The sequence below is a fragment of the Microbispora rosea genome, assembly GCF_044460045.1.
Classification (GTDB): domain Bacteria; phylum Actinomycetota; class Actinomycetes; order Streptosporangiales; family Streptosporangiaceae; genus Microbispora; species Microbispora rosea.
Genome location: NZ_JBITJO010000004.1, coordinates 418,379 through 442,247, shown reverse-complemented (window position 1 = coordinate 442,247; position 23,869 = coordinate 418,379). Strand labels below are relative to the sequence as shown.

The following is a 23,869-nucleotide window of genomic DNA, read 5'->3' as shown; positions in this document are numbered from 1 at the left end:
CGAGTCGTCGTCTCCCGCCGGCCCCGCGGCGCCGCGCACGCTCCCCGGTCGTCCGGCATGGGCCGCGCTCCCGTGTCGACGGGACGGACTCCGTCCCGTACGGCGGCCCGCCTGGAGACTCAGCCTTCGCCGGACTCCGACTTGCCCATCGCCTTGCGGATCACGTCGCGGGCTCGATCCATGATCGCGACGGGCGTTCCCAGCAGGATGTTCTCCGTCGCCGATTCGATCCCGGGGTGCGGGTGCGTGGGAGCCATCGCCTCGGCTGCCTTGACGCCCACGGCCATCGCCCTGCGCTCACCCTCGGACGTGCTGGCCTTGAGCTCGGAGAACTCGTAGCGCTCCTCGGCGGCGGCGTGGGCGAACACCGCGGCCCGCAGCCTCTCCAGCTCCTGGGAGAACTCCGGCGTCGTCACGTCCATGTCGTCGAGGCGGCTGAGCATCTCCTTCGCCTCTTCCTCCTCCTGCAGGCGGTTGTCCACGATCGTGTCGCCGCCGACCAGCTTGCGCCGTGCGTAGGGATGGACGATCTCCTCCTCCGCCGTCTCGTGGACGGCGAGCAGGCGGACAAGGCGGCTGAAGGCCTCCCTGCGCTGCTCCCCCTGGCTTCTGTCGACCTCGTCGAACAGCTCCCGGATGAGAACGTGCTGCTGCGTCAGGAGATCGATCACGTCGTTCTCCCGCATGGTCTCCGGCCTTGACTGGCGGTCCATTAGCGCCTCCTTCCTGGTCATATCCGGGCTACCCGTAACAGGGAAGCGAAACCCCTGACCTGCGGATTCGGCGCACGGATGCGATGCGGCCGCCCGCGGCCCCGGCCCGGCCGGCGCGGGCGGCCTTCCTGCACCGGATGCACGGGATCTGCACATTTCCGGACGACGGCTCTGCACAGAGGGCATCTACGCTTCCCTCCATGGCTACCCCTCAGCAGCGCCGCGTCCTCGTGGTCGAGGACGACGACACGATCGCGAACGCCGTACGGCTCCGGCTCGTGGCGGAGGGTTTCGACGTGCGCGTTGCGAGCGACGGCGAGGGGGCGCTCGCGGCCTACGCGAAGGCGGAGCCCGACGTCGTCGTCCTCGACCGGCTGCTGCCGGGCCTGGACGGGCTCGAGGTGTGCCGCAGGATGCAGGCCGCCCGGCCGGTGCCGGTGCTCATGCTCACCGCGCTCGGCGAGGAGACGGACGTCCTGGTCGGCCTGGGGGTGGGGGCCGACGACTACATCACCAAGCCGTTCAGCATGCGGGAACTCGTCGCGAGGATCCACGCGCTGCTGCGGCGGGTGGAGCGGGCCAGCCTGCTGGCCCACGAGGACGCGGTGATCCGGGTCGGCGACGTCGAGATCGACACGGCCGAGCGCCGCGTGTTCGTCCGCGGGGCCGAGGCCCAGCTCACCCGGACCGAGTTCGACCTGCTGCGGCGTCTCGCCGAGCGGCCCGGCCAGGTCTTCGAGCGCGAACGGCTGCTGTCGGACATCTGGGGCTTCTCCGAGGCCGCCGCGACCCGGACCGTGGACAGCCACGTCCGCGCGCTGCGCCGCAAGCTCGGCCCGGAGGTCGTCCGTACCGTCCATGGCGTGGGATACGCGCTCGTCCGTCCGTGACGCTTCATTAGGGAGAGCCAGGCGTTGAGGCCGCTCGATTTCCTCGGCCGTATCAAGGTCAAGCTCGGCATCGTGATCGTGCTCGCCGTGGTCGCGGCGTTCGTCGTCAACGAGGTCGGCATCAACTCCGGCCTGTCCCGCGATCTGAGGATCGCGATCGCCGTCGTGCTCGCGCTGATCATGGTGCAGCTCCTCGCCCGCGGCATGATCCGGCCGCTGCGCGAGATGGCAGCCGCCGCGCAGACGATCGCCAAGGGCCGGTATGGCCTGCGCGTGAGCGCGACCTCCCGCGACGAGGTGGGAGAGCTGGCGCGGGCCTTCAACGCCATGGCGGCCGACCTCGCCGAGGTCGATCGCCAACGGCGCGAACTGGTGGCCAACGTCAGCCACGAGCTGCGCACGCCGATCACCGGCCTGCAGGCCGTGCTGGAGAACATCGTGGACGGCGTCACGCCGCCCGACCTCGACACCCTGGGCACGGCCCTCGCCCAGACGCAGCGGCTCGGCCGCCTGGTGGCCCAGCTCCTCGACCTGTCGAGGCTCGACTCGGGGGCCCGGCTGATCGAGCCGGAGGAGCTGGACCTGGCGTCGTTGTGCCGCCAGGCCGTCTCGGAGGCGACTCTCGCGCGTGACGACGTCACAGTGGTGAGCGCGGTCGGTCCGGGGACGGTGCTGTCCGCCGACGGGGCCCTGCTCGCCCAGGTGCTGGCCAACCTGCTCGACAACGCCGTACGGCACAGCCCGTCCGGCGGCACGGTCCGGGTGGAGGCGCGGCCGTCCGGGGCGAACCTGGAGATCAGCGTGGTCGACGACGGCCCCGGCATCCCGCAGGTGGAGCGGGCCCGGGTGTTCGAGCGCTTCTCGCGGCTCGACGCCGGACGGGCCGCGGACGCGGGCGGGGCCGGGCTCGGGCTCGCCATCGCCAAGGAGATCGTCGAGTTGCACGGCGGGTCGATCGCGGTGTCGGACCCGGCCCCGGCCATGAGACGGGCCGCGAGGAGAGGCCGGGAGACGACCCCGGGGTGCCGGATGGTCGTCGTGCTGCCGCTGCGCGGGGAGTCCGCGGCGGGAGAGAGCACGGCGGGAGAGAGCGCGGACGGGCCCGTCCACGCCGGAAAGGGAGACATGGACGTCCGTGAGCCGGGCGCGGGACGCGCAGAAGGCCGGCCCGGCGAGCGAGGCCCGTCCCGGGACGAGGGCGCCGGCCTGGCCGGCCCGGCCGACGCCCTCGCTCCGGCGAAGAGGCCGGAGGAGACCGGCGACGAGGCCGTGCGGGGCGAAATCGTGCGAGGCGAGGAGGCGGGGGCGTCCTCGCCCGGGACCCCGGACGGGGGCGAGCAAGCGGAGGCCGGGCAGGGGGAGCTTGCGGACCAGCCGGACGCGGCGGTGCAGGACGCGAATGCGGCCGCGGGGCCGCGCGCGCCGCACACCCTCGCTTCGAACGCGGTCGCTTCGGACACGCTTGCCTCGAACGCGGTCGCTTCGAACGCGGTCGCTTCGGACACGCTTGCCTCGAACGCGGTCGCTTCGAACGCGCTTGCCTCGAACGCGGTCGCTTCGAACGTGCTTGCCTCGAATCCCGCCTACGACCGCGCCGGGCAGCTGGCGCGGGCGGCGCTCGGGACGGGCGTCGGCATGTTCGCCGGGCTGTTCATCGGGATGGCAGTCTCGGTCATCCTCGGCTTGGACACGGTGGTGGTGTTGCTGTTCGTCGTCGGCGGCACGATCGCGGGAGCGAGCCGCGGCTCGTCATGGGCCCACCGGCCCACGCCGGCGGGCGCGCCGCCGTCGCCCTGGCAGGGCGCTGTGCCATCACATATGCCGGTCACTCCGCCGCCGCCCGCGTACGTGCCGCCGCCGCTGTTCCCGCGACCGGAGCTGCCGGACGCGCCCCGGTGGCTGCTGCCGGCCGCCGCGGCGGCCGGTCTGGTCGCCGCCGTCGCCCTGCCGGACGCGTCGCCCGGGCTGGGGTTCGTGCTGACGGGGGTCGCGATGGGCGCCGCGGCGTTCCCCGTGGTGCTGCCGCTCCGGCGTGGCCGGATCACGCCGTGGACGGTGGCCTTCGGCCTCCTGGCGTACGCGCTGGTCTCCGTGGCGCTCTTCCGCGACGCCGACTGGCTGGTCGGGCCGGTGCTGCTGGCCGCGTTCGGAGTCGGGTCCCTCGCGGTGTCGGGCGGCGGGCGGGGCTGGCTCGCGGTGATCAAGGGTGGGGTCTCGGTCGTGTTCGCGCTGCTGCCGCTGCCGTGGTTCCTGGCCGGGCCGCTCCGGAGACTGAAACGGCGCCGGATGCTGCCCACACTGGTCAGCGCCCTCGTGACCGTCGTCCTGCTGGCCGTCTTCGGCCTGCTGTTCTCCTCCGCGGACGCCGTCTTCTCGGCCTTCCTCAGCGACCTGCTGCGCACCCCTGACTGGGTCAGGAGCCTGCCCTACCGGATCTTCGTGTTCTGCGTGTTCGCGGGCCTGGCCGCGGCGGCGGTGCTGGTGGGCCTGCGGCCGGTGGCCGAGCCCGCCGCGCCCGACCTGCGGATGTCCCTCGGCCGTCAGGTGTGGGTGATCCCGCTGCTCGGGCTGAACGTGCTGTTCGCGGCGTTCGTGACCGTGCAGATCACGGTGTTGTTCGGCGGAAGCCGCAGGGTGCTGACGACGGCGGGGCTCACCTACGCGGAGTACGCGAGGTCGGGCTTCTTCGAACTCGTCACGGTCAGCCTCTTCGTGCTCGGCATCGTGGCGGCCGCGGTCGCCCTGCTGCGCCGCGAGAGCCGGGCCGACCGCTGGCTGCTCGCCGTGCTGCTCGGCCTGCTGTGCGCGTTCACCCTGGTCATCCTCGCCTCGGCGCTGCACCGGCTCGGCCTCTACACCGACGCGTACGGCCTGTCGCGGCTGCGCGCCTCGGTGGAGGCGACGATCTGGTGGCTCGGCGCGGTGTTCGTGCTGGTCCTGGCGGTGGGAGCGGTCCGCCTGGCCGGCGGCGGCACGTCCTGGTTCTTCCGCGCGCTCGTGCTGCTCACCGGGGTGTCGCTGCTGGCGTTCGCGGTGTGGGACCCCGACGCGAGGGTGGCCGAGACCCAGCTGGCGGTCCGGGGTGTGGAGCGGCTCGACCACGGCTATCTGAGCGAGCTGGGGGCGGAGGCCGTGCCGATCCTCGACCGCCTGCCCGAGCCCGACCGCAGCTGCGTGCTGAGCGACGTGGTGGCCTTCAACGACCTGTGGAGGCCGGACCCGTGGAACGGCTGGAACCTCGCCCGCGCCCGCGCCCGCGAGGTGCTGGAGCGCAGGCCCGTCGTGCCGCCCGTCTCGCGGTCGCGCGACTGCCCCGGCTTCTCGCGCCTGTCCGGTCCGTACGACTGATCTAATCGGTGACGTGACCTTCGATGTCCTGATCAACGGTGGCCGCGTCGTGGACGGCACCGGAGCCCCCGCGTTCCGCGCCGACGTCGGGGTGCGCGGGGGACTGGTCGAGGCGGTGGGCCGCCTCGGCGCGGCCGAGGCGGCGGTGCGGATCGACGCGGCGGGCAGGCTCGTGCTGCCGGGCCTGGTCGACTGCCACGCGCACGGCGACGCGGCCGTGTTCGACCCCTTCGTGCAGCAGGCCGCGCTGCGGCAGGGGGTCACGACGTTCGTGCTGGGACAGGACGGGCTGTCGTTCGCCCCGGCCACCTCCCCGGCCTCCTTCGCGTACGCGAGCCGCTACTTCGCGGCGATCAACGGCCCGCACCCGCACGTGGACGGGCCGGTGAGCGTCGCCGGCCTGCTCGCCGGATACGACGGCGCGACCGCGCTCAACACCGTCTACCTGCTGCCGCACGCGACGATCCGGTTCGACGCGATGGGCGCCGCGGAACGCGCCGCGGACGGGGACGAACTGCGCGCCATGCTGCGCGCGGTCGAGCGGGGCCTGGCCGAAGGGGCGGCCGGGCTGTCGTCGGGCCTGGAGTACGCCCCCGGCCGATACGCCGACGCCGCCGAACTGGCGGCGTTGTGCGCACCGCTGGGCGGCCTGCCGTACGTGACGCACATGCGCGCGTACGGCGCGTCGGCGTCGGTGGGGATGACGGAGGTCGTGGAGATCGCCCGGCGGTCCGGCGCGGCCGTGCACGTCTCGCACCTCCACGGCCCGGCCTCCACCTTGCTGCCGCTGGTCGAGGACGCCCGGCGGCAGGACGTCGACCTGACCTTCGACACCTATCCCTACCTACGGGCCAGCACGATCCTGGCGATGGTGACGCTGCCGCCGTGGGTGCCCGCCGCCGACCCCGACCGCGCCGTGGCGATGTTGTCCTCCGAACGCGAACGCCTCGCCGGGGAGTGGGCGGGGCGCGACGACCTGTGGCCGCGGATCACGCTGTCGCACGCCCCCGGGTTCGAGTGGGCCGAGGGGATGACCCTGCCCGCCGCGGCGGCCGAGTTCGGCGCCGGCCCCGCCGAGTTCTGCCGGGTGCTGCTGGCGGAGACCCGGCTCCAGGCGGGCTGCGTGCAGGCCCGCCCCGACGAGGGCCCGGCGGGGGAGGAGTCGGTGCGCGCCGTCATGCGCGACCCCGGCCACACGGGCGGCTCCGACGGCATCTACGTGGGCGGCCATCCGCACCCCCGCGGCTTCGGCGCGTTCGCCCGCTACCTCGGCCGGCACGTACGCGAACTCGGCGACCTCACCTGGGAACAGGCCGCCGTGCACCTGGCCTCGCACCCGGCGCGACGCTTCCGGCTGCCCGACCGCGGTCTCGTGCGGCGTGGCCAGGCCGCGGACCTGGTGGTCGTCGACCCGGCCACGGTGGCCGACACCGCGACCTACGACAAGCCCCGCTCGCTCGCCGTGGGCGTGGACGACGTGCTCGTCGGCGGTGTGCCGGTGCTGCGCGGGGGCGAGCTCACCGGCGCCACCCCCGGCCGCGCGCTGCGTCCTGCCTAACCGGACCGTGAGCGACGCTGCTCGCACTCGCGTCCCCGGCCCGCACCCGGAGCGCGGCAGGCGCCGGCCGCAGCGCCTTCAGGGCCGCCAGCCATAGATGACGGAGGTGGACGCCGACATATCCGGCGACACAGGGAAGGCCGCGCCCACCGCCCAGAAGCGGTGCGTCCCCGGGACTCTCGCAAGCCCGCGCAGCACCACCCGCCCGCCCTCGATCTTCGGCTCGGCCGGCGTGGCGGGGCCGGTGGGCGTCAGCGAGAGGACGGCGGTCTCGGCCGCGACGGCGTCCTCGTCGCCGGTCGTGCTCGCCACCACGGCCCGCAGCCCGCCCTGCCCGTCGGCGACCGCCGCGTCGGTGAACCGCCAGCCCTTGGGCACGGCCACGGGCCGCCAGGCCCGCCCGTCCCAGTGCGCGGCGAAGGGGTCCCTCACCGGGGCGCCGTCCCCCTCCGGATCGGGACGTGCCCCGTAGGTGCCGTACGCCCAGACGTCGGAGTCGGAGGCGGCCACCACCCCCTGGAGACCGAGCGAGTTCTCCCGGGTGTCCTTCGGCAGCGCCCCGCCGAAGGCGACCGGCTCCCACGAGCCACCGGGCGCACGCCGGTAAAGCGCCGTGCGCCCCCGCCGCATGTCATTGGCGACCGCCCAGTACGTCCCGGATGCGGGCACGGAAAGCGCCCGCACCGCCATCCCCGTCCCGGGTCCCGGCACCCGCCGCCAGGGGCCGCCGTCGGACAGCCGGATCGCGGGTTCCTTGCCGTCCAGCGCCCACGCCCGACCCCTGCCCGCCGAGCCCAGCCGGGCGAACGACCCGCCGCCGCCGACCGGCGCCCACCGCGCCCCGTCCCAGTGCAGGACCTGCCCGCGACGTGCCTCCCGCAGCAGCAGCCAGACGTCGTCCGGCCCCGAGGCCGCAGCGGCAACCGGGTAGGCCCGCTGTGCGGAGGCGTACCTGGTCCAGCGGGCTCCGTCCCAGCGCAGTGCGACCAGCCGGCCCCGCCACGTCTCATCGAACCCGAACGCCCAGGCCACTCCGGGCGCCGTGGCGACGACACAGGTGATCTGGTCGAACACCCCGTAGTCGGCGAGCAGGCGCAGCCGCCACGGCCCCGACTCATCGGCCGCGACCGTCACGGGCCGGTGCCGCTCAGGCGGATCGTCCGGATACAGATAGTCCCAGGCCCCTCGAAATCCCTTCCCGCCCGCCCCCGGCGTGCCCGGCGCGACACCCGTGGCAGCGGACGCCGGTGCCCGCTCGGACACGCGTCCGCGGGCGGGCGGGGCGGTGCAGGCGGCGGCCAGCACGGCCACGACGATGGCGGCTGACAACGCCGGGGTGAACGACGCGCGCGGGCTCATGAAGGTTGGACGCCCAATGGCGGGGTGGAGTTCGCCGCCCGGCTCGACGGGCTCGGCGGCCTACTCGGCCAGAACCTGGCGCAGCGTGACGGCGAAGTTGTCCGGATCGCCCGGCATGCCGAACGTGTCGTCGAGGAACCCGCCGTGGTTGCTGGGGAAGATCACCGGCTTGGTGCCGAGCCGCTCGGCGACCGCCTCGCCCGCGCGGCGGGCCAGCTGCCCCTCCGACTCGGCTCCGACGCCGACGACGATGCGGGCCGGAGCCGCGCGGAGCGCGTCGAAGTCGGGCTCGTAGTGCGTGCAGGTGATGAGGTTCTGCTCGAACATCACGTCGCCACGCGCACCGTCGTCCTCCGCCGGCAGCCCGAACTCGGCAGGGCTCGGCATGGGCTGATCGGCGAAGTCCGCCGGGATCTCGCCCTGGTGGCCGGTGACCACGATGAACTTCACCATCGCCGGCCCGAAACCCTCCCGATCGTAGGTCCGCCGGATGTCGGCAACGGCGGCCAGCGCCTGCTCCCGGTCCGGCAGGACCTGGGCGGCGGGCGGCTCGTGCGCCACGAGCGTGCGCACCTGCTCGGGATGCCGGGCGACGAGCGCGAGGGCGTTGACCGCCCCTCCGCTGCTGGCGAAGACGTCCACCGGCCCGCCTCCGAGCGCGTCGATCAGCCGGTGCAGGTCGTCGGCGTGCAACTCGGGGGTCGACTCGGCGGCACCGCTGGTCCGCGTGCTCCGGTCGCTGCCGCGCGGGTCGTAGGTGACCACCGTGCGGTCCTGGAAATGCCGTGCCAGGGCGGCGAACCCGGCGGCGCTCATCGGCGATCCGATCAGCAGCAGGATCGGCTCGGTGGTGCCCTCGGCCTCGCGGAGGTCGTAATGGAGAACGCAGCCGGGCACTTCGAGGGTGTGGGTCCTGGGCTCGGTCATGGGCGGTCACTCCTCTGTCTACGTTGCGGATGTCTGCGCTGCGGAACCTCAGAGCCCCTGTGAGGGCGGTCACACCCTATCTCGAACGTGTCATCGAATGCAGGCGGACCCGCGGAACCGGTGGACGCGCGAGGCGACCGGGTCGCCCGGCCTCGGTCACAGGGCCGTACGCGCCTGTTCCACGTGCCGCGCGATGCCCAGGGCTCCGCTCGTCTCCGCCAGGGCGGCCGCCTCGTCGAGCAGCCGCAGGGCGTCGTCCCGGCGGTCCTCGGCGACGGCGATGTAGGCCAGTCCGACCAGGTTGGCGGCGACACCCGGATGGAAATCGAGCTCCCGCCGCAGCCGGACCGATTCCTCCAGCCGTTCGCGCGCCGCCTCCAGCCGTCCCGCCTTGTGCTCGGCGATCCCCAGGTGCCTGAGCGCGTAGGACATCGTCAGCCTGTCGCCGGCCTTCGCCGCGAGCTCGTACGACCGCCGCAACGCGGGCCCGGCCGCCTCGTCGTCGTGCCGTACGACCTGGTGGAAGCAGCCGATCCAGAAGAGCGCCTCGCCCTCGCCGCGTGTGTCGCCGAGCCGCCGGAAGAGATCGGCCGCCCGCTCGAACAGCTCGAGTTCGCGGGGGTCCTCCTCGTGGTGTTCGAGGAACCGCGCGTGGACGATGCGGCCGCGGGCCAGCGCGAGACCGGCCTCGGCCGCGCCGATGTCCCGTCCCGATGCCCGGGTGGTCAGGTCGGCTTCCACCGCGTCCAGCTCCCGGTCGGCCTCGGCGAGAGCCGTGGCGTCGCCGCCGAAGACCGCCTGCTCGTAGAGGGCCAGGGCCCGATCGAGCCGTGCGTCGCCGCTCATCCCTACCCCGTCCCGATCATCCGATCATGGTGTGAGGGCGCGAGTCTACCTCCGAGGCGGTGGTCCAGTACGATCCACAAGGTGGTCTGAACCGGGACAACAAGGGGGCGGCGTGGGTTTCGCGGACGGCCTCCCACGGCAGCCCGCAGGGCGCACGGAGCGGGGGCTCCCGGAGATCGTCGTCGACGCGCGCACGCGCGGTTTCCTGTGGCCGGGCGAGCCGATCGGCGGACGGGAGTTCGCCGAGGCCCGGCACTCCCTGTTCGACGGTGCGTTCACCTGGCCGGTGATGACGGCACGGCGCTCGGCCCTCGACCACAACATCGCGACGCTGGCGCGCTTCGCCGACCTGCACGGGCTGGCCTTCGCGCCGCACGCCAAGACCACGATGTCGCCGCAGCTCGTCCGGGACCAGCTCGACGCCGGGGCGTGGGGGGTCACCGCCGCCACGCCGGGTCAGGTGCTCGTCCACCGCTCCTTCGGCGTTCCGCGCGTGCTGCTGGCCAACGAGATCTTCGACCGCGGCGCGCTGCGCTGGCTGGCCGGCGAGATCGGGCGCTTCGACTTCCTCTGCTTCGCCGACTCGATCGAGGGCGTGCGCGTGCTCGACGAGGCGGCCGGCGACGTCCCGTTCCGGGTGCTGGTCGAGCTGGGCCACCCGGGCGGCCGGACCGGCTGCCGCGACCAGGACGAGCTGCTGGCGGTGGCCCGCGCGGCGCGGGAGGCGCGGGGGACCGAGCTGGCCGGGGTCGCCGGATACGAGGGGACCCACCACGAGGCCGCCGGGGTGCGCGGGTTCCTGCGCGACCTGGCCCGCGCGGCCCGGACGCTCGCGCCGCAGGTGGCCGGCCCCATCGTGGTCTCCGCCGGGGGCAGCTCGTGGTTCGACCTGATGGCCGAGGAGCTCGCGCCGCTGACCGGTGAGCTGGGCGCCACAGTGGTGCTGCGCAGCGGCGCCTACATCGCCCACGACGACGGCTACTACTCCGAGCACACGCCCTACAACCGGCTGGAGGGCGAGCTGCGGCCGGCGCTGGAGGTCTGGGCGCAGGTCCTGTCCGTGCCCGAGCCCGGTCTCGTGCTGGTCGGCATGGGCAAGCGGGACGTACCCCACGACATCCACCTGCCCTTTCCCAGGGCCGTGCGGCGCGGCGGCCGGGGTCCGGCCGAGCCGCTGACCGGGGTGACGGTCGTCAAGGTGCAGGACCAGCACGCCTATCTCGACGGCGACGCCGGGCTGCGCCCGGGAGACCTCGTGTCGTTCGGGCTGTCCCATCCGTGTACGGCCTTCGACAAATGGCGCGTCATCCCCGTGGTGGACGACGACGACGTCGTGATTGATTTGATCGGTACGTGTTTCTGATGGAGCGGTGACAATGGCTGGCAAGCAGGAGATCCGTACGACCGCCGGGGCCCCGCCGATCGGCGCGTACTCCCAGGGGCTCGTGGTGGGCGACTTCCTCTACACCTCCGGCATGGGGCCGCTCGACCCCGCGACCGGCGAGGTCGCAGGCGACGACGTGGCCGCCCAGACGCACCGCACCATGCGCAACCTCGGGGCGGTGCTGGAGGCCCGCGGCCTGACCTTCGACGACGTGGTGAAGGCGACGGTCCACCTGCAGAACCTCAAGGAGGACTTCGCCGCGTTCAACGAGGTCTACCAGTCCTACTTCACCCGGCCCTACCCGGTGCGCACCACGGTGGGCTCCGATCTCATGGACATCCTCGTCGAGATCGACTTCGTGGCGTACGCGGGCCGTTGACGATGGACAGCGCCCTGTACGTCTTCGTCGAGGACCTGTCAGCCGAGGGCGTGCGGGGGCTGCTCGACCGGGCCTCGGCGTACGGCGTGCGAGGCGTCGCGGTGGCCGCGGCCTACCACCGGGCCAGGGACGTCACCCCGCACGGCGCGTCGCGGCTGACGCTGCGCCGCGACGGCGTCCACTTCCCGCCTCCGGAGGACCTGTTCGACGGTCTGCGCCTGACCCCGCCCGTGCAGCCGGGTGCGCAGGACCGGCCGATCGACGAGCTGCGCCGCGCCTGCGGGGACCGGGGGATGCGGCTGCACGGCTGGACCGTGTTCCTGCACAACGCCACCCTCGGCCTGGCCCACCCCGACGTGACGGTGGAGAACTGCTTCGGCGACCACGGATCCCCGGCCGACCTGTGCCCCTCGCACCCCGACGTGCGGGCGTACGCCGTGGCGCTGGCCCGGGCCGTCGCCCGGCAGGGGGTGGACACGGTCGTCGCGGAGTCGCTGCACTTCGGGGCCTTCGCCTACGAGCGGTGCTTCGTGGCGCTCGGCCCGATGGACGCCTTCCTGTTCGGCCTGTGCTTCTGCGCCAACTGCATGCGCCGGGCCGTCGATCTCGGGGTGAACGCCGAGGTGGCCAGGCAGGAGTGCGCCAGGATCGTCGGGGGCGTGCTCGACGGCGACCCCCCGGCGGAGGGCGAGGTCACGCGGGCGGCGCTGACGGCCTACGCCGGACCGGAGACGGTGGCGTACGCGCGGGCCCGCTCCGAGAGCGTCACGTCGCTGGTGGGCGAGGTCGCGGCGGCGGTGACGGCCGAAGGCGCGCGGCTGACGTTCATGGACGCGACGGGCGCGGCCAAGGGCTACGCCCACGGGCTGCCCGCGGCCGGCCTGGCCGCGCACGACTCCTGGCAGCTCGGGATCGACCTGGTGGCGCTCGGCGACCTGGTCCCGTCGTTCGCGGTCCTCGGGTATGCCAGGGACCCGGCCCGGGTGGCCGACGACGTGGCGGCCTACCGGCGCTCGGTGGGCAAGAATCCGGAGCTGAGGGTCGTGCTGCGCCCCGGCCCCCCGGACACCGACTCCGCCGACCGGCTGGCCGCCAAGGTGCGCGCGGCCCGTACGGCGGGGGCCGGGGCCGCCGACTTCTACGCGTACGGCCTGGCACCCTTCGAGGCGCTCGGCCGCATCACCGACGCGCTCGCCTGAGCACGGGCGTCCGCCGCGGACGTCCGCTTTCGACTCGACCCGGGCCGGAGCCGCCGCGGGTGCGCCGCCGCCCGGCCCGTGGTCACGGCCGGTCCGCTACCAGGGCGTCCGCGAGGACGGCCAGACCCGCGGCGACTCGGGCGGCGTCGCAGTCGCGTAGCACGGCGGTGACGTGCTCGGCGCCCAGCGGGGCCAGCAGCGCGTGGGCGAGGTAGTCGGCGTCGGCGCCTGGGCGCGCCTCGGCCAGCAGGATCGCCAGGTGGCGGTGCCAGAAACGATAGGAGCCGATCCGATATCGGGCTCCGGGGCTCGCGGTCTCCGACACACGCAGCAGATCGAGGTGTTCGACGAGGTAGCCGGCGTAGGCCGCGACGAACGCCCGCACCCGATCGCACGCTAGGGCGCCGGGCCCCAGCGGCGGCGGCCCGGACAGGATCCGCTCCTGCAGCTCCCGTTCCTTGTCGTCGAGCAGGGCCGCCACGAGCCCGGACTTGTCCCCGAACCGGCGGAAGAGCGTGCCCTTGCCCACGCCGGCCTCCGCCGCCACCGCGTCCATCGAAACGGCTTCGACTCCGTGCTCCCGGAACAGCTTCGCCGCGGCCTCCAGCACCCGCCGCCGGTTGCGGGCGGCGTCTGCGCGTTCCCTGGGCGGGTCTGCGAGCAGGGAGGTGAGGTCCCTTGACGATCCGGACTGTGGTCCGGTAAGTTCCGAGCTGTTCACGCAACCGGACTGTAGTCCATTTATTTGGAGGACGCAATGACCGCTCTCATCAGCAGGGACGAGCTCAAGGCCGCCATCGAGGCCGGCACCGTCACCGTCGTCGACGCGCTGGGCGGCGACTACTACGCCCAGCGGCACCTCCCGGGAGCGATCCCGCTGACGGAGGACCAGGTCGCCGAGCGGGCCGCCGAACTGCTGCCGGACAAGAACGCCGCGATCGTCACCTACTGCTCGAATCCGGCCTGCGCCAACAGCCAGGCCGTGGCCAACCGGCTGACCGCGCTCGGATACACCGACGTACGCAAGTATCGGGAGGGCATCCAGGACTGGGTCGAGGCAGGCCTGCCGGTCGAGTCGCTGACCGCCGCGTCCTGATCGTTCCGGCGCTCAGGCGGAGTCGCGGACGACGAGCTCGGTGGGGAGGATCACGGGGTCGGCCGGGCCGTCGTTGAACAGGCCGAGCAGCAGCCGGACCATCGCGGCGGCCTGCTCGATGACCGGGTGCCTGATCGTGGTCAGCGGGGGCTCGGTGAAGCGGGCCGCCTCGATGTCGTCGAACCCGACGACGGCCACGTCGTCCGGCACCCGGCGGCCCGCCTGTCGCAGGGTCTGCAGCGCCCCGATGGCCATGAGGTCGTTGGCGACGAAGACGGCGTCCAGGTCCGGGTCGTCCTGCAGCAGGTGGCGCATGGCGACGGCGCCGGACTCACGGGTGAAGTCCCCGACGGCGACGATCGACCGCCGGTCGGACTCGCGCAGCGCGTCGCGGTAGCCCTTGAGCCGGTCCTGGCCGCCGACCATGTCCTGCGGCCCGGCGATCGTGGCGATGCGCCGCCGTCCGCCGTCCAGCAGGTGGCGCACCGCCTTCCCCGCACCGCCCACGTTGTCGTTGTCCACGTACGGCAGGGGCACCGGCACGGGCGGCCTGCCGTACGAGACGACGGGGACGCCCATCCGCGCGATGGCCGAGGGCAGCGGGTCGGCGCCGTGCATCGAGATCAGCATGACCCCGTCGACGTGGCCGCTGGCGATGTAGCGCTCGATCCGCGCGTGGTTCTGGGCCGAGCCGCCGAGCATGAGCACGACCTGCTTGTCGGCGGCCTCGAGTTCCAGACTGGCCGAGCGGATGACCGTGGAGAACATCGGGTCCTCGGAGAAGACCCTGGTCGGCGGCTCCGACACGACCAGCGCGATCGAGTCGGTCCGCTGGGTGACGAGGCTGCGCGCCGCGGAGTTGGGGACGTAACCCAGCTCGTCCACGGCGCGCATCACCGCATCCCTGATCTGCGGTGTCACCGTCATCTGCCCGTTGACGACCCGGGAGACGGTGGCGCGGGACACCCCTGCCCGCGCCGCGACCGCCTCCAGAGTGGGTCGTTTCATTCAGTCCCCCTTCGTCGTGCCCGACGACGCACTGCCGCGCGTGGGCCCAGGAGGCGCCTCCGCGTCGGGCGGCATGCGTCGGGCACTCCCCAGCCCGTTGCGTTCGATGACGTCTCGATACCACAGCGCGTTGTCCTTGGGAACGCGTCGCCGGGTCTCGGAGTCGACAGATGGACACGATGCCGAACCTCGGGCGGAAGCCGTACGCCCACTCGAAGTCGTGCAGGAGCGACCATACGAGATAACCCGTCAGGTCGCACCGGCGGAGATCGCGGCGTGCGCCGCCCCCGGGTGGCCGGACCCGGATCTCAGCCGGCCGGGCGGCTCAGGCCCTCCCGATACCGCTGCGGGCTCACGCCGCGTTCCCGCTTGAAGGCCGAGCTGAGCGCGAACGCGGTGCCGTAGCCGACCCGCCGCGCCACGGCGTCCAGCGTCGCGTCCGTCTCGCGCAGCAGGTCGGCCGCCTGCGCCAGCCGCAGCCCGGTCAGATAGGCCATCGGCGGCTCGCCGACCAGCTTCGCGAACCGCTGCGCGAGTGCGGCGCGGGAGACCCCCGCCCGGCCCGCCAGCTCGGCGACCGTCCAGGGGTGGGCCGGGTCGGCATGCAGCATCCGCAGCGCCGGCCCCACCACCGGGTCGCCGTGCGCCCGATACCACCCCGGGGCCCGCGCGTCCGGCCGGGAGAACCACGTCCGCAGCACGGCGATCAGCAGCAGGTCGAGCAGGCGGTCGAGCACCACCTCCTGGCCCGGCTCGTCCTTGACGATCTCCCTGCCGAGCAGCGTGACGAGGGAGCCGTCCCAGGAGTCGCCGCGCAGCACCAGCAGCGTGGGCAGCGCCGCCAGCAGCCGCTGGGTGACCGCGCCGCGCATCTGGTAGGTGCCGATGAGCATCACGGCGGAGCCGTCCGGGTCGTTGCCCCAGTTACGCGTGCCCAGGTCCATCTCCGCCGACAGGGCGCGGCCGTCCGGTGTGGTGCAGACCTGGCCGGGGTGGATCACGACCTGCGGCGCGGTCGCCGGGTCGTCGGCGACCGTGTAGTGGACGGGACCGCGCACGACCGCCACGTCGCCCGGCCCCACGCGTACGGCCCTGTCCTCTGAGACGCGGTCCTCGTCCGGGGTGATCCACGCCTCGTCGCGCACCATCGCGACCAGGCACAGCGGCGCCTCGTCCTGGATCCGCACCGACCAGGGCGGGCTCAGGGTCGCCCGCAGCAGGAAGGCTCCCCGCGCCCGGGGGCCGTCGAGGAGATCGGCCAGCGCGTCCATGCCCAGATCGTAGACGGCCGGATATGCGGTCGAGCGTCTCGGCGATGTCGCCGGGAGCGGTCCGCCGGTTGAGTGGTGACCATGACGAAAGCGCGAATCCTGGTCGTCCTCGGCGTCCGCGTCGCGGCGGAGGAGGCATGACGTACCTTCTGGCCGCCGTCGCCGCGGCCCTGTCCATGCTCATGACCGCCGGGATGGCGGGCACCTTCTTCGGGTTCTCGGTGGGGGTCATGCCGGGCCTGAACGCCGCGTCGGCCTCCTCGGCGATCGACGCGATGAACGCGGTGAACGTCAAGATCCAGAACCCGGCGTTCCTGGCGGCGTTCGTCCTCGCCCCGATCGCCGCCGCGGGGGCGGGCGCCCTGCTGCTGGCCACCCCTCGCTCCGGCGCGGCCTGGCCGTTCTTCGCGGCGGCCGCGGTGTACGCCGTCGGCGTGATCCTGATCACGGCCGCCGTGAACGTGCCGATGAACGACGCCCTGGCCGCAGTGGCGGCCCACGGCGACCCGGCCGAGGCCGCCGCCAGGATCTGGTCGGACTACTCGGCCCGGTGGACCACGTGGAACACCTGGCGAGCCGTGGCCGGCGCGGTGAGCCTGCTGCTCATGGGCTACGGCGCCTACCGCTGGGGCCGGGGCTCCTGACCCCAACACGCTCTATCCCGCCCTGCGGCGCTTCGAGCAGCGCGGCGGCGGGCCGCCGGGGCGCGGACCCGGGCCATGAGGAACGCAGGCTGGAGAGCGCTCTCTCGTCGCTGCTCACGCCCGGAGGGACATGCTGAGAACGCTCTCTCAGATTTCACAGATCCTCTTGACGCGAGTGAGATTCAGAGGGGAAAGTGTCGCTCAAGCGGTCCGCGATCGCGGTGCGCGGGCCCTCACGACCCCTCTCCGGACGCCGCCGTCCGGCGCAGCGGACGTCCGCCGTTTCCGCTCCGTGAGGCCACCCGCACCCCCCAATCCCCCCGCCGCGACGACCGGACCGAGGAGGAGAGGTACTCATGCGTGTGCTCCACTCCCCATGGCGGCGCTCGGTTCTGGCGCTGCTCGCCGTGGCCGCCGCGGTCCTGGCCCTCGCCGTACGGCCCGCCGGCGCCTCGGTGCCCTCGACGCCGTCCGGCTGGTCGCTCGTCTGGTCGGACGACTTCAACGGCGCGGCCGGAACGCTTCCGTCGTCCAACAACTGGATCATCGACACCGGCCACTCGTACCCCGGAGGCCCGGGCAACTGGGGCACCGGCGAGATCCAGAACTACACGGCCGACTCGGCCAACGTCAGCCTGGACGGCGGCGGCAACCTGCGCATCACCCCGATCGGCAGCGGCCAGAGCTGGACCTCCGCGCGGATCGAGACCCGCCGCACCGACTTCAAGCCCGAGGCCGGACGGATCCTGCGCATCGAGGGCCGCATCCAGATGCCGAACGTGACGGGCAACGCCGCCCTCGGCTACTGGCCGGCCTTCTGGGCGCTGGGCTCGCCGTACCGCGGCAACTACCAGAACTGGCCGGCCATCGGCGAGTTCGACATCATGGAGAACGTCAACGGCATCAACTCGGTCTGGGGCGTGCTGCACTGCGGCGTGAACCCCGGCGGGGCGTGCAGCGAGACCAACGGCATCGGCGCCAGCAGGGCCTGCCCGGGCTCGACCTGCCAGTCGGCCTTCCACACCTACCGCTTCGAGTGGGACCGCAGCGTCACCCCCAACCAGCTCCGGTGGTACGTGGACGGCCAGCAGTTCCACAGCATCAGCCAGAGCCAGCTCGACGCCACGACGTGGTCGAACATGACCTCCCACGCCGGATACTTCCTCCTGCTCAACGTCGCGATCGGCGGCGGCTTCCCCAACGGCGTCGCCGGGTTCTCCACGCCCACCTCCGCCACGGTGTCGGGGCGGCCGATGGTGGTCGACTACGTGGCCGTGTGGCAGAGCGGCGCGACCAGCAGCCCGCCGCCGAGCTCGCCCCCGCCGAGCGGCGGCGTGGACGCCCGCTCCACCATCGAGGCGGAGAACTACCAGGCGCAGAGCGGCACGCAGGTGGAGACGACCCAGGACAGCGGCGGCGGTCAGAACGTCGGCTACATCTCCAACGGCGACTGGCTGCGCTTCGACGGCGTGAACTTCGGCTCGACGGCGGCGCGGCAGTTCAAGGCCAGGGTCGCCTCCGGCGCGGCCGCCGGCGTGAGCGGCCTCGTCCAGGTCAGGCTCGACAGCCCGACGGCGACCCCGATCGGCGACTTCGCCGTCGGCAACACCGGCGGCTGGCAGAACTGGACGACCGTGCCGGCCAACATCACGGCGACGACCGGCACCCACACGGTCTACCTCACCTTCAGCAGCGGCCAGCCTGCCGACTTCGTCAACCTCAACTGGTTCGCGTTCTCCACGTCCTGACCGTCACGCAGGGCGGGGGCCGCTCCGGGTCCCCGCCCGTGGCCGGACGTACGTCACTCGGTGGGTGGGACCGTCTCCGGCGAAGGCGACTCGCCGGGTGCGCCAGGTGCGCCGGGCTCACTGGGAGTGCCGGGTGCGGTCGGGGTCTGCGGAGTCTGCGGAGTCTGCCCCGGGGGCGCGCCGCCTCCGCCGTGTCCCGGCAGGGCCGGGCGGCTGGCGTCCGCGACGATGATCGCGCGAGGGCTGCCGCCGGTCGTGCCCACGACCCATACCTGGTCGCCCTCTTGGATCCCCTGCAGGCCCTTGTAGTCCGCGACGACCCTGGTCGACTCGTCGATCGCGTAGGTGCGGCCGTCCACCGTGAGGGCGCCGCTCCGCACCGATTCCACCGCCCCGGTCTGGCTGGTGAAGGTCTGGTAGTCGCCGGACGGGCTGGGCTGGCGGGCCGGTCCGAGCTGGAGCAGCGCGAGCTCGGTCATGCCGAACTGCTCAGGACCGGACCGGAGCTGTGCCTCCTGGGGGTAGCGCGGCTGGTCCTGGCCCGACGCGCCCGCGGTGGCGAGGCCCGCGCCGGTGACGAGGGTGAGCGCCGCGGCGATTCCGAGGAGAAGCCGGGGCCGCTTGCCGTGCGGTTTCGGCGGTTTGCTGGACATGGTCATCGGTGTGCTCCCTCCAGTCGGCGCTGGGGCACGGCATGACACGGCACGGCATGACACGGCACGGCATGACACGGTGCTGCATGACACGACGCGGCATGACATGGTGCGGCCTGGCGTGGCCGGCGCGGCTGGGATGTGCGCGAACGACGTGAGCGGACGCGACCGCGCGGGTCATGGAACGTCCGCGGGAACGACGCGCCGGGCGCACGCGGCCGCGCATGGAGCGTGCGGCGCCGCGAACCCGTCGCGAAGGGCCCGCCCGTGACACTCCTGGCCGGGCCGTAAGATCGATCCGTCAGGTCAGCCGCCGGCCCGCGCCGGTCGGCCTGCCCTGGGATCCCCTGGCCGCCCTACCCCATCGAGTACGGCGTTCACCGCCTGCTCGGTAAAACCATCGTCCAGGGGCAGTTGCCGGAATACCACCCGCAGCCAGACCGCGCCCGCGAGCAAATCCATGATCATCATCGGGTCGGCGGAATCGGCGAGCTCACCGCGCTCCCGGGCCCGCTCGAAGATCGGCTGCTCCCGGGCGAACCGGTCGGCGAAGAAGCCCTTGGCCGCCTCCGCCAGCTCGGGGCTGTTGACGGCGGCTCCGAGCGCCGCGACGGCGATGTCCGCCGCCGGGGGAGTGGTGAGCAGCCAGGCCAGACCGTCCAGCAGCGCGTGGAGGTCGCCGCGCAGGCTCCCGGTGTCGGGCACGTCGAAGCCGAGCTCCTGCGCCTCGACCAGCGCCGTGCCGAGCAGGGCGGCCTTCGACGGCCACCACCGGTAGATCGTCGTCTTGTTGACCCCCGACAGCTCGGCCACACCCTCGATGGTCAGGCGCTCGTAGCCCTTCTCCGCCAGCAGACGCAGCGCGGCGTTCAGGATGTCGTCCTTCTTGCGTGGGGCCATGGCGGGAGCTTACTGCAACGCACCGTTGTGTTTTAATGAGACACGCAACGCACCGTTGCGTTGCGTTTCGAAGGAGGTGTGTCATGAGCATGCCGGTGGTCTTCGTTCACGGCATCCGGCTGAGCGGCACGATGTGGTCGCCGGTCCGGGCGCTGCTGCGGGCCCCGTCCGCCGCCCCCGACCTGCCCGGCCACGGCCGCCGCCGCGGCCTGCCGTACGGCACCGAGGCGGCCTGCGACGTCGTCGCGGAGACGATCGCGGGCCTGGGCGGGCGGGCCCTCGTCGTGGGGCTGTCCCTCGGCGGCTACGTGGGCATCGCCGCCGCCGCCCGGCATCCGGACCTCGTCGCCGGCTTGGTCGCGGTGGGCTGCACGGCCCGGCCGGACCGGCCCAGAGCGCACGCCTACCGGCTCGCCGGGCGCCTGGCCGCCCGCAACCCCGCGCTGGTCGACCGGGTGAGCCGCTTCGCGCTGCGGCGGATGCTGCCGGGGGCCGCAGGAGAAGCCATGATCGAGGGCGGGCTGAGCAGCGAGGTCGTGGCGTCCGTCGTCGCGGCGGTCATGGCGGAGGACCCCCTCGCCTCGCTGGCCGCCTACCCCGGCAGGGTCTGGCTGCTGAACGGCGCCCGCGATCCCTTCCGCGTCGACGAGTCGGCGTTCCTGCGGGCCTGCGCCGACGGCAGCCTCGCCCACCTGCAGGGTCGGGGCCATCTGACCGTGCTCGCCGATCCCGCCGGGCTGGCCCGCTTCATCGACAAAGCGGCCGAGGACGTGTCCGCCTGCGCGGCCTGATCAGCCCCGCGCCGCTCGCCCGGCCCCGCTCAGCGCTGCGACGAGGGCGAGCACCAGGTAGGCCACACCCGAGACGTACCTGAGCGTGCTCGCGCGCAGGCGGCGGCCGAGCGACCCGGCGGTGAGCGCGTACGCGAGGTCCGAGGCCAGCCCGATGACGGCGATCACCAGTCCGAGAAGCAGGACCTGCCCCGGCACGTCGCCCGAGGGATCCACGAACTGCGGCAGGAACGCCAGGAAGAACAGCACGGTCTTGGGATTCAGCACGTTGACCACGACGCCTTCGAGGAAGACCCGGCGCAGCGGCTGCGGCCTCGGCTCGTCGCCGTCCGCGCCCCGGCGGGTCAGAGCGCGGACGCCGAGATAGGCCAGATAGGCGACGCCGACCCATTTCACCACGGTGAACAGCTCTGCGGACCGTGCGAGCAGATAGGATAGGCCGGCCGCCGCCGCGGCGATGTGGAGCAGCGTGCCCGTCTCCACCCCGAGGGCCGAGGCGACCCCGGCACGGCGGCCCTGGGCTACGCCCCGGGCGGCGATGTACAGATGGTTGGGGCCGGGCACGGCCACCACCGCCGCCGAGGCGGCGGCGTAGACCAGCAACGTCGAGGAATCGATCACGTTTGCCGAGGCTAGAGGCGTCCCGGCCCGCACGCCCAGGCCAATCGGCGCCGGCGTCCGTGGACCAATGCGGCTCAGAGTGCGCCGGGGCCCTTGGCCAGTTCCCGTACGTTCTGGATCAGCTCGGCCGGGTCGAACGGCTTGGTGAGATAGGCGTCGACGCCGATGTCGTAGCCCCGCCTGCGGTCGTCCTCCTGGGCCCGGGCGGTGATGAGCATGACCTTGATGTGCCGGGTGCTCGGGTCCTCCCGCAGCCGCGTGGCAGTCTCCCAGCCGTCCAGGCGCGGCATCATCACGTCGAGCGTGATCACATCGGGATCCACGTCATGGACGCGGTCCAAGCAGTCCTGCCCGTCGTACGCGGTCTCGACCTCGAACCCCTCCAGGGTCAGGTTGACCGCTATGAGCTGCCGGATGACCTCGTCGTCATCCACGACCAGCACACGTCCCAGAAGCTCGCCCACGGCGGCAAAGCTAGCCAATGAGACGGGGTGGGCGCGCGGTTTTCACTGATCCACATGCCCGAGCCCCCGGCGGCCGTATTGATGTCACGAGCCGCCTTCAAGTACTGGTAGCCTTATCAGCGGTTGAGCCCCCTTAGCTCAGGGGATAGAGCACCGGCCTCCGGAGCCGGGTGCGTAGGTTCGAATCCTACAGGGGGCACCAGACCTTGACCAACGGATCAAGCTGCTGACCAGGGCGAACGACAGATCGTCGGGCGGGCCTCCAGTCTCACGGACTCCCGCCCGTTCTCATTGGCGCTCGCTGTTCGTGGACCAGTCGTGGACCAGGCCGCGAGGGCTAGTACTCGGGCAGGCGCCAACGCCCCCACCGGCCGTCAGTCGGTTCCCCCGTGGCGAGGCTGTCCACTACAAGGAACACGCCACCAAACTCGGCGTCCCTGGAGACGCCATCTTGGTCGAGCCTCGCGTGACCAGCACGGGGGAGAACGTCACGAACACGCGCGCCCTCTTGGAGCAGCGTGGAGTCGCTGTGGCGTCAGCCGTTCTCGTCTCCCGGCCGTACCAGCAGTGACGTGCCTATGCGGCGTGCAAGAAGCTGCGGCCCGAGATAGAGGTAACGTGCGCGTTGCTTCCCCTCTCGCTCGACGACTACGTGACGAGCATCGGAGAGAGACCGCGTAATCAACATGCTGGTCGGTGACACTCAGAGGATCACCGAGTACGCCAAGAAGGGCTTCGCCATCGAGCAGCCATACCCGGATGAGGTCGCTGCTGCCTTCCAACGACTGGTAGCTGCGGGTTTCACCAGTCGCTTGGTTTGATCAGAGCGGCTCTTCCGCGTGTTCACTGCTCGGAACCTTCCTGCCTGGATAGTCGATGGTCAGCCCTCTTGACCCCCAGGACGTGGGTAGGCGTTTTCACAGCTCAACGGCCTTCAGGTAGCCCTGTACGAGGTTTGGTGACGTGCAAGTTGTTCGGCTGTATGCATGACGTGGTCCCCGGATGGTCCCCAGTGCCCTACACGTCTTGGCCTGTAGGCGGCATCATCGTTCGCAAGGAGCTTGGGCTTCCTGCTTCAGTGAGCCAGTTGTTAGGGAAGAGGACATGATGGCGCCGACCCGACGCTCTCGGGCTAGGAGAAATGCGGCATTCCTGCGTGCGCTTGCCTTTGTTTTATGTCTGCCTACCCTTGCTCTCGTCCTCTTATCTCCTCTGCTATTGGGATGGTTTGCCGACCGGTTCTCCCGCTCGGATTGGGGACGGCTAAGTGAGATCGGGCAAGCCTATGGAGGGATTGCGGCGATCCTCACGGCGCTAACTCTGATTGGCCTAATTGTGACTCTGGTCTTGCAAATAAACCAAAGCCGAATGGCGCGCGAAGAGTTCATGCGAACACGTCAGCAAGAGTTGGTACACATGCTGCTTGACGACCCGATACTGGCGGAAGGGGTAGGTTTTCCAGTGGGCACCCCGGAGGAGGTTAAATTTAGCCGTCAACGGGCTTATGTCAACCTATGGATCAACCACTGGTTCTCCTTATATCGACTCGGCTATATAGAGGAAATTGAGTTGCGGGATATGGTTCGCAGGGAGGCGTTCAGCAGCCCGGCAGGGCGCTTCTTGTGGAATCGTGCGGCCGACGCGTATAGGAGGGGGGAACGGGCAAGTAAGAGATCGCGCGAGTTCGCCCGCATCTTGGACGAGGAATGGGAGGCAGCAAATAATAAGGTCGATGTATCCTCCGTAGGGCCGAGCGGAAATGCGAGTCCAACGCGCGCTCGTTCTCTTCCCGTTGACAGCATCAAAAGCGGAGCCTTGTTCGCCGTGATAGCGCTTCTGATCGGATGGTTAGCTCGGCTGATTCTGAACCGTAAACAGTCGAGGTCTTGTCATTCGACGCGCTGAGGCCTTGGATTAGCGGCTCTACGATCTTGACGCGGGGAGCATGAGAGGGGCAGGCGCCTGGCCGGCCGAGTCGCTGGCCCATCGGCTGGCGGCCACGCTGCGGCTGCGGATGACGTGGCAGGCCTCGGCGCTGTACGCGGTGGCGTTCAGCGGATATGTGGCGTT

General features: G+C 72.1%; 23 protein-coding genes and 1 tRNA gene. 13 read left to right on the top strand and 11 right to left on the bottom strand.

What is annotated here, in order from left to right; genetic code table 11:
* Nucleotides 1-119: 119 nt before the first annotated feature.
* Entirely contained in the window at nucleotides 120-713 is a 594-nt protein-coding gene (locus ACIBK1_RS19325) for a hemerythrin domain-containing protein (protein ID WP_030511079.1), read from the bottom strand.
* Between the two features lie 200 nt (nucleotides 714-913).
* On the opposite strand from ACIBK1_RS19325, the gene ACIBK1_RS19320 reads away from it, so the two are divergent.
* The 3 genes from ACIBK1_RS19320 to ACIBK1_RS19310 are packed head-to-tail and all read left to right on the top strand — an operon-like array spanning nucleotide 914 to nucleotide 6,509.
* Nucleotides 914-1,603, top strand: coding sequence for a response regulator transcription factor (locus ACIBK1_RS19320; protein WP_036408396.1), 690 nt, complete (start codon nucleotides 914-916; stop codon nucleotides 1,601-1,603).
* Between the two features lie 24 nt (nucleotides 1,604-1,627).
* Nucleotides 1,628-4,951, top strand: a complete 3,324-nt coding sequence (locus ACIBK1_RS19315; protein ID WP_396736563.1) for a DUF4153 domain-containing protein — start codon at nucleotides 1,628-1,630, stop codon at nucleotides 4,949-4,951.
* Between the two features lie 13 nt (nucleotides 4,952-4,964).
* Nucleotides 4,965-6,509 carry an amidohydrolase family protein gene (locus tag ACIBK1_RS19310; protein WP_396736560.1) on the top strand — a complete coding sequence of 515 codons (1,545 nt, stop codon included), beginning with the start codon at nucleotides 4,965-4,967 and terminating at the stop codon, nucleotides 6,507-6,509.
* 78 nt (nucleotides 6,510-6,587) lie between these two features.
* Here the strand turns inward: ACIBK1_RS19310 and ACIBK1_RS19305 are convergent, their stop codons facing one another.
* The 3 genes from ACIBK1_RS19305 to ACIBK1_RS19295 all read right to left on the bottom strand — a co-directional run bounded on the left by ACIBK1_RS19305 (nucleotide 6,588) and on the right by ACIBK1_RS19295 (nucleotide 9,641).
* The gene (locus ACIBK1_RS19305) at nucleotides 6,588-7,868 is read right to left on the bottom strand and encodes a hypothetical protein (RefSeq protein WP_396736557.1); all 1,281 of its coding nucleotides are present in this window, start codon (nucleotides 7,866-7,868) and stop codon (nucleotides 6,588-6,590) included.
* 60 nt (nucleotides 7,869-7,928) lie between these two features.
* The gene (locus tag ACIBK1_RS19300) at nucleotides 7,929-8,795 is read right to left on the bottom strand and encodes an alpha/beta fold hydrolase (RefSeq protein ID WP_396736554.1); all 867 of its coding nucleotides are present in this window, start codon (nucleotides 8,793-8,795) and stop codon (nucleotides 7,929-7,931) included.
* A 156-nt stretch (nucleotides 8,796-8,951) separates the two neighbouring features.
* Entirely contained in the window at nucleotides 8,952-9,641 is a 690-nt protein-coding gene (locus ACIBK1_RS19295) for a tetratricopeptide repeat protein (protein ID WP_030511084.1), read from the bottom strand.
* Between the two features lie 112 nt (nucleotides 9,642-9,753).
* Between ACIBK1_RS19295 and ACIBK1_RS19290 the strand changes: the two genes are divergently transcribed.
* Genes ACIBK1_RS19290 through ACIBK1_RS19280 form a run of 3 tightly spaced genes read left to right on the top strand, consistent with a single transcriptional unit; the run spans nucleotide 9,754 to nucleotide 12,603 of the window.
* Nucleotides 9,754-11,004 carry an alanine racemase gene (locus tag ACIBK1_RS19290; protein ID WP_396736549.1) on the top strand — a complete coding sequence of 417 codons (1,251 nt, stop codon included), beginning with the start codon at nucleotides 9,754-9,756 and terminating at the stop codon, nucleotides 11,002-11,004.
* A gap of 13 nt (nucleotides 11,005-11,017) precedes the next feature.
* Nucleotides 11,018-11,404 carry a Rid family detoxifying hydrolase gene (locus ACIBK1_RS19285; protein WP_076441803.1) on the top strand — a complete coding sequence of 129 codons (387 nt, stop codon included), beginning with the start codon at nucleotides 11,018-11,020 and terminating at the stop codon, nucleotides 11,402-11,404.
* Between the two features lie 2 nt (nucleotides 11,405-11,406).
* A complete protein-coding gene (locus tag ACIBK1_RS19280) occupies nucleotides 11,407-12,603 on the top strand; it encodes a hypothetical protein (protein WP_396736546.1) in 1,197 nt (398 codons plus the stop codon).
* Between the two features lie 82 nt (nucleotides 12,604-12,685).
* On the opposite strand, the gene ACIBK1_RS19275 is transcribed toward ACIBK1_RS19280, so the two are convergent.
* The gene (locus ACIBK1_RS19275) at nucleotides 12,686-13,324 is read right to left on the bottom strand and encodes a TetR/AcrR family transcriptional regulator (RefSeq protein ID WP_396736543.1); all 639 of its coding nucleotides are present in this window, start codon (nucleotides 13,322-13,324) and stop codon (nucleotides 12,686-12,688) included.
* A 36-nt stretch (nucleotides 13,325-13,360) separates the two neighbouring features.
* On the opposite strand from ACIBK1_RS19275, the gene ACIBK1_RS19270 reads away from it, so the two are divergent.
* Complete coding sequence (locus ACIBK1_RS19270) at nucleotides 13,361-13,699, top strand: rhodanese-like domain-containing protein (RefSeq protein ID WP_363527350.1); 339 nt, start codon at nucleotides 13,361-13,363, stop codon at nucleotides 13,697-13,699.
* Between the two features lie 12 nt (nucleotides 13,700-13,711).
* Here ACIBK1_RS19270 and ACIBK1_RS19265 read toward each other — a convergent pair whose 3' ends face one another.
* Complete coding sequence (locus tag ACIBK1_RS19265) at nucleotides 13,712-14,707, bottom strand: LacI family DNA-binding transcriptional regulator (protein WP_030511088.1); 996 nt, start codon at nucleotides 14,705-14,707, stop codon at nucleotides 13,712-13,714.
* A 308-nt stretch (nucleotides 14,708-15,015) separates the two neighbouring features.
* Nucleotides 15,016-15,978 carry an AraC family transcriptional regulator gene (locus ACIBK1_RS19260; RefSeq protein WP_396736541.1) on the bottom strand — a complete coding sequence of 321 codons (963 nt, stop codon included), beginning with the start codon at nucleotides 15,976-15,978 and terminating at the stop codon, nucleotides 15,016-15,018.
* 137 nt (nucleotides 15,979-16,115) lie between these two features.
* Here ACIBK1_RS19260 and ACIBK1_RS19255 point away from each other — a divergent pair, with 137 nt between their 5' ends.
* Nucleotides 16,116-16,622 (top strand): anthrone oxygenase family protein, encoded by a 507-nt coding sequence (locus ACIBK1_RS19255; RefSeq protein WP_396736538.1) that lies wholly within the window; start codon nucleotides 16,116-16,118, stop codon nucleotides 16,620-16,622.
* Nucleotides 16,623-16,978: 356 nt separating this feature from the next.
* Nucleotides 16,979-18,370, top strand: coding sequence for a glycoside hydrolase family 16 protein (locus tag ACIBK1_RS19250; RefSeq protein ID WP_396736536.1), 1,392 nt, complete (start codon nucleotides 16,979-16,981; stop codon nucleotides 18,368-18,370).
* Between the two features lie 53 nt (nucleotides 18,371-18,423).
* Here ACIBK1_RS19250 and ACIBK1_RS19245 read toward each other — a convergent pair whose 3' ends face one another.
* Entirely contained in the window at nucleotides 18,424-19,029 is a 606-nt protein-coding gene (locus ACIBK1_RS19245; protein ID WP_396736533.1) for a hypothetical protein, read from the bottom strand.
* 300 nt (nucleotides 19,030-19,329) lie between these two features.
* Complete coding sequence (locus ACIBK1_RS19240) at nucleotides 19,330-19,923, bottom strand: TetR/AcrR family transcriptional regulator (protein ID WP_396736530.1); 594 nt, start codon at nucleotides 19,921-19,923, stop codon at nucleotides 19,330-19,332.
* Between the two features lie 83 nt (nucleotides 19,924-20,006).
* On the opposite strand from ACIBK1_RS19240, the gene ACIBK1_RS19235 reads away from it, so the two are divergent.
* Complete coding sequence (locus tag ACIBK1_RS19235; protein ID WP_036408401.1) at nucleotides 20,007-20,714, top strand: alpha/beta fold hydrolase; 708 nt, start codon at nucleotides 20,007-20,009, stop codon at nucleotides 20,712-20,714.
* Here ACIBK1_RS19235 and ACIBK1_RS19230 read toward each other — a convergent pair whose 3' ends face one another.
* Both ACIBK1_RS19230 and ACIBK1_RS19225 read right to left on the bottom strand, forming a co-directional pair.
* Nucleotides 20,715-21,335, bottom strand: a complete 621-nt coding sequence (locus tag ACIBK1_RS19230; RefSeq protein ID WP_396736527.1) for a LysE family translocator — start codon at nucleotides 21,333-21,335, stop codon at nucleotides 20,715-20,717.
* 74 nt (nucleotides 21,336-21,409) lie between these two features.
* Nucleotides 21,410-21,778, bottom strand: a complete 369-nt coding sequence (locus ACIBK1_RS19225) for a response regulator transcription factor (RefSeq protein WP_030511096.1) — start codon at nucleotides 21,776-21,778, stop codon at nucleotides 21,410-21,412.
* A 148-nt stretch (nucleotides 21,779-21,926) separates the two neighbouring features.
* Here ACIBK1_RS19225 and ACIBK1_RS19220 point away from each other — a divergent pair.
* The 3 genes from ACIBK1_RS19220 to ACIBK1_RS19210 all read left to right on the top strand — a co-directional run bounded on the left by ACIBK1_RS19220 (nucleotide 21,927) and on the right by ACIBK1_RS19210 (nucleotide 23,704).
* Nucleotides 21,927-22,001 (top strand) — tRNA-Arg (locus tag ACIBK1_RS19220).
* A gap of 105 nt (nucleotides 22,002-22,106) precedes the next feature.
* Entirely contained in the window at nucleotides 22,107-22,370 is a 264-nt protein-coding gene (locus tag ACIBK1_RS19215) for a YdcF family protein (RefSeq protein ID WP_197042849.1), read from the top strand.
* Between the two features lie 431 nt (nucleotides 22,371-22,801).
* Entirely contained in the window at nucleotides 22,802-23,704 is a 903-nt protein-coding gene (locus tag ACIBK1_RS19210; protein WP_396736523.1) for a DUF6082 family protein, read from the top strand.
* The last annotated feature ends 165 nt before the right edge of the window (nucleotides 23,705-23,869 follow it).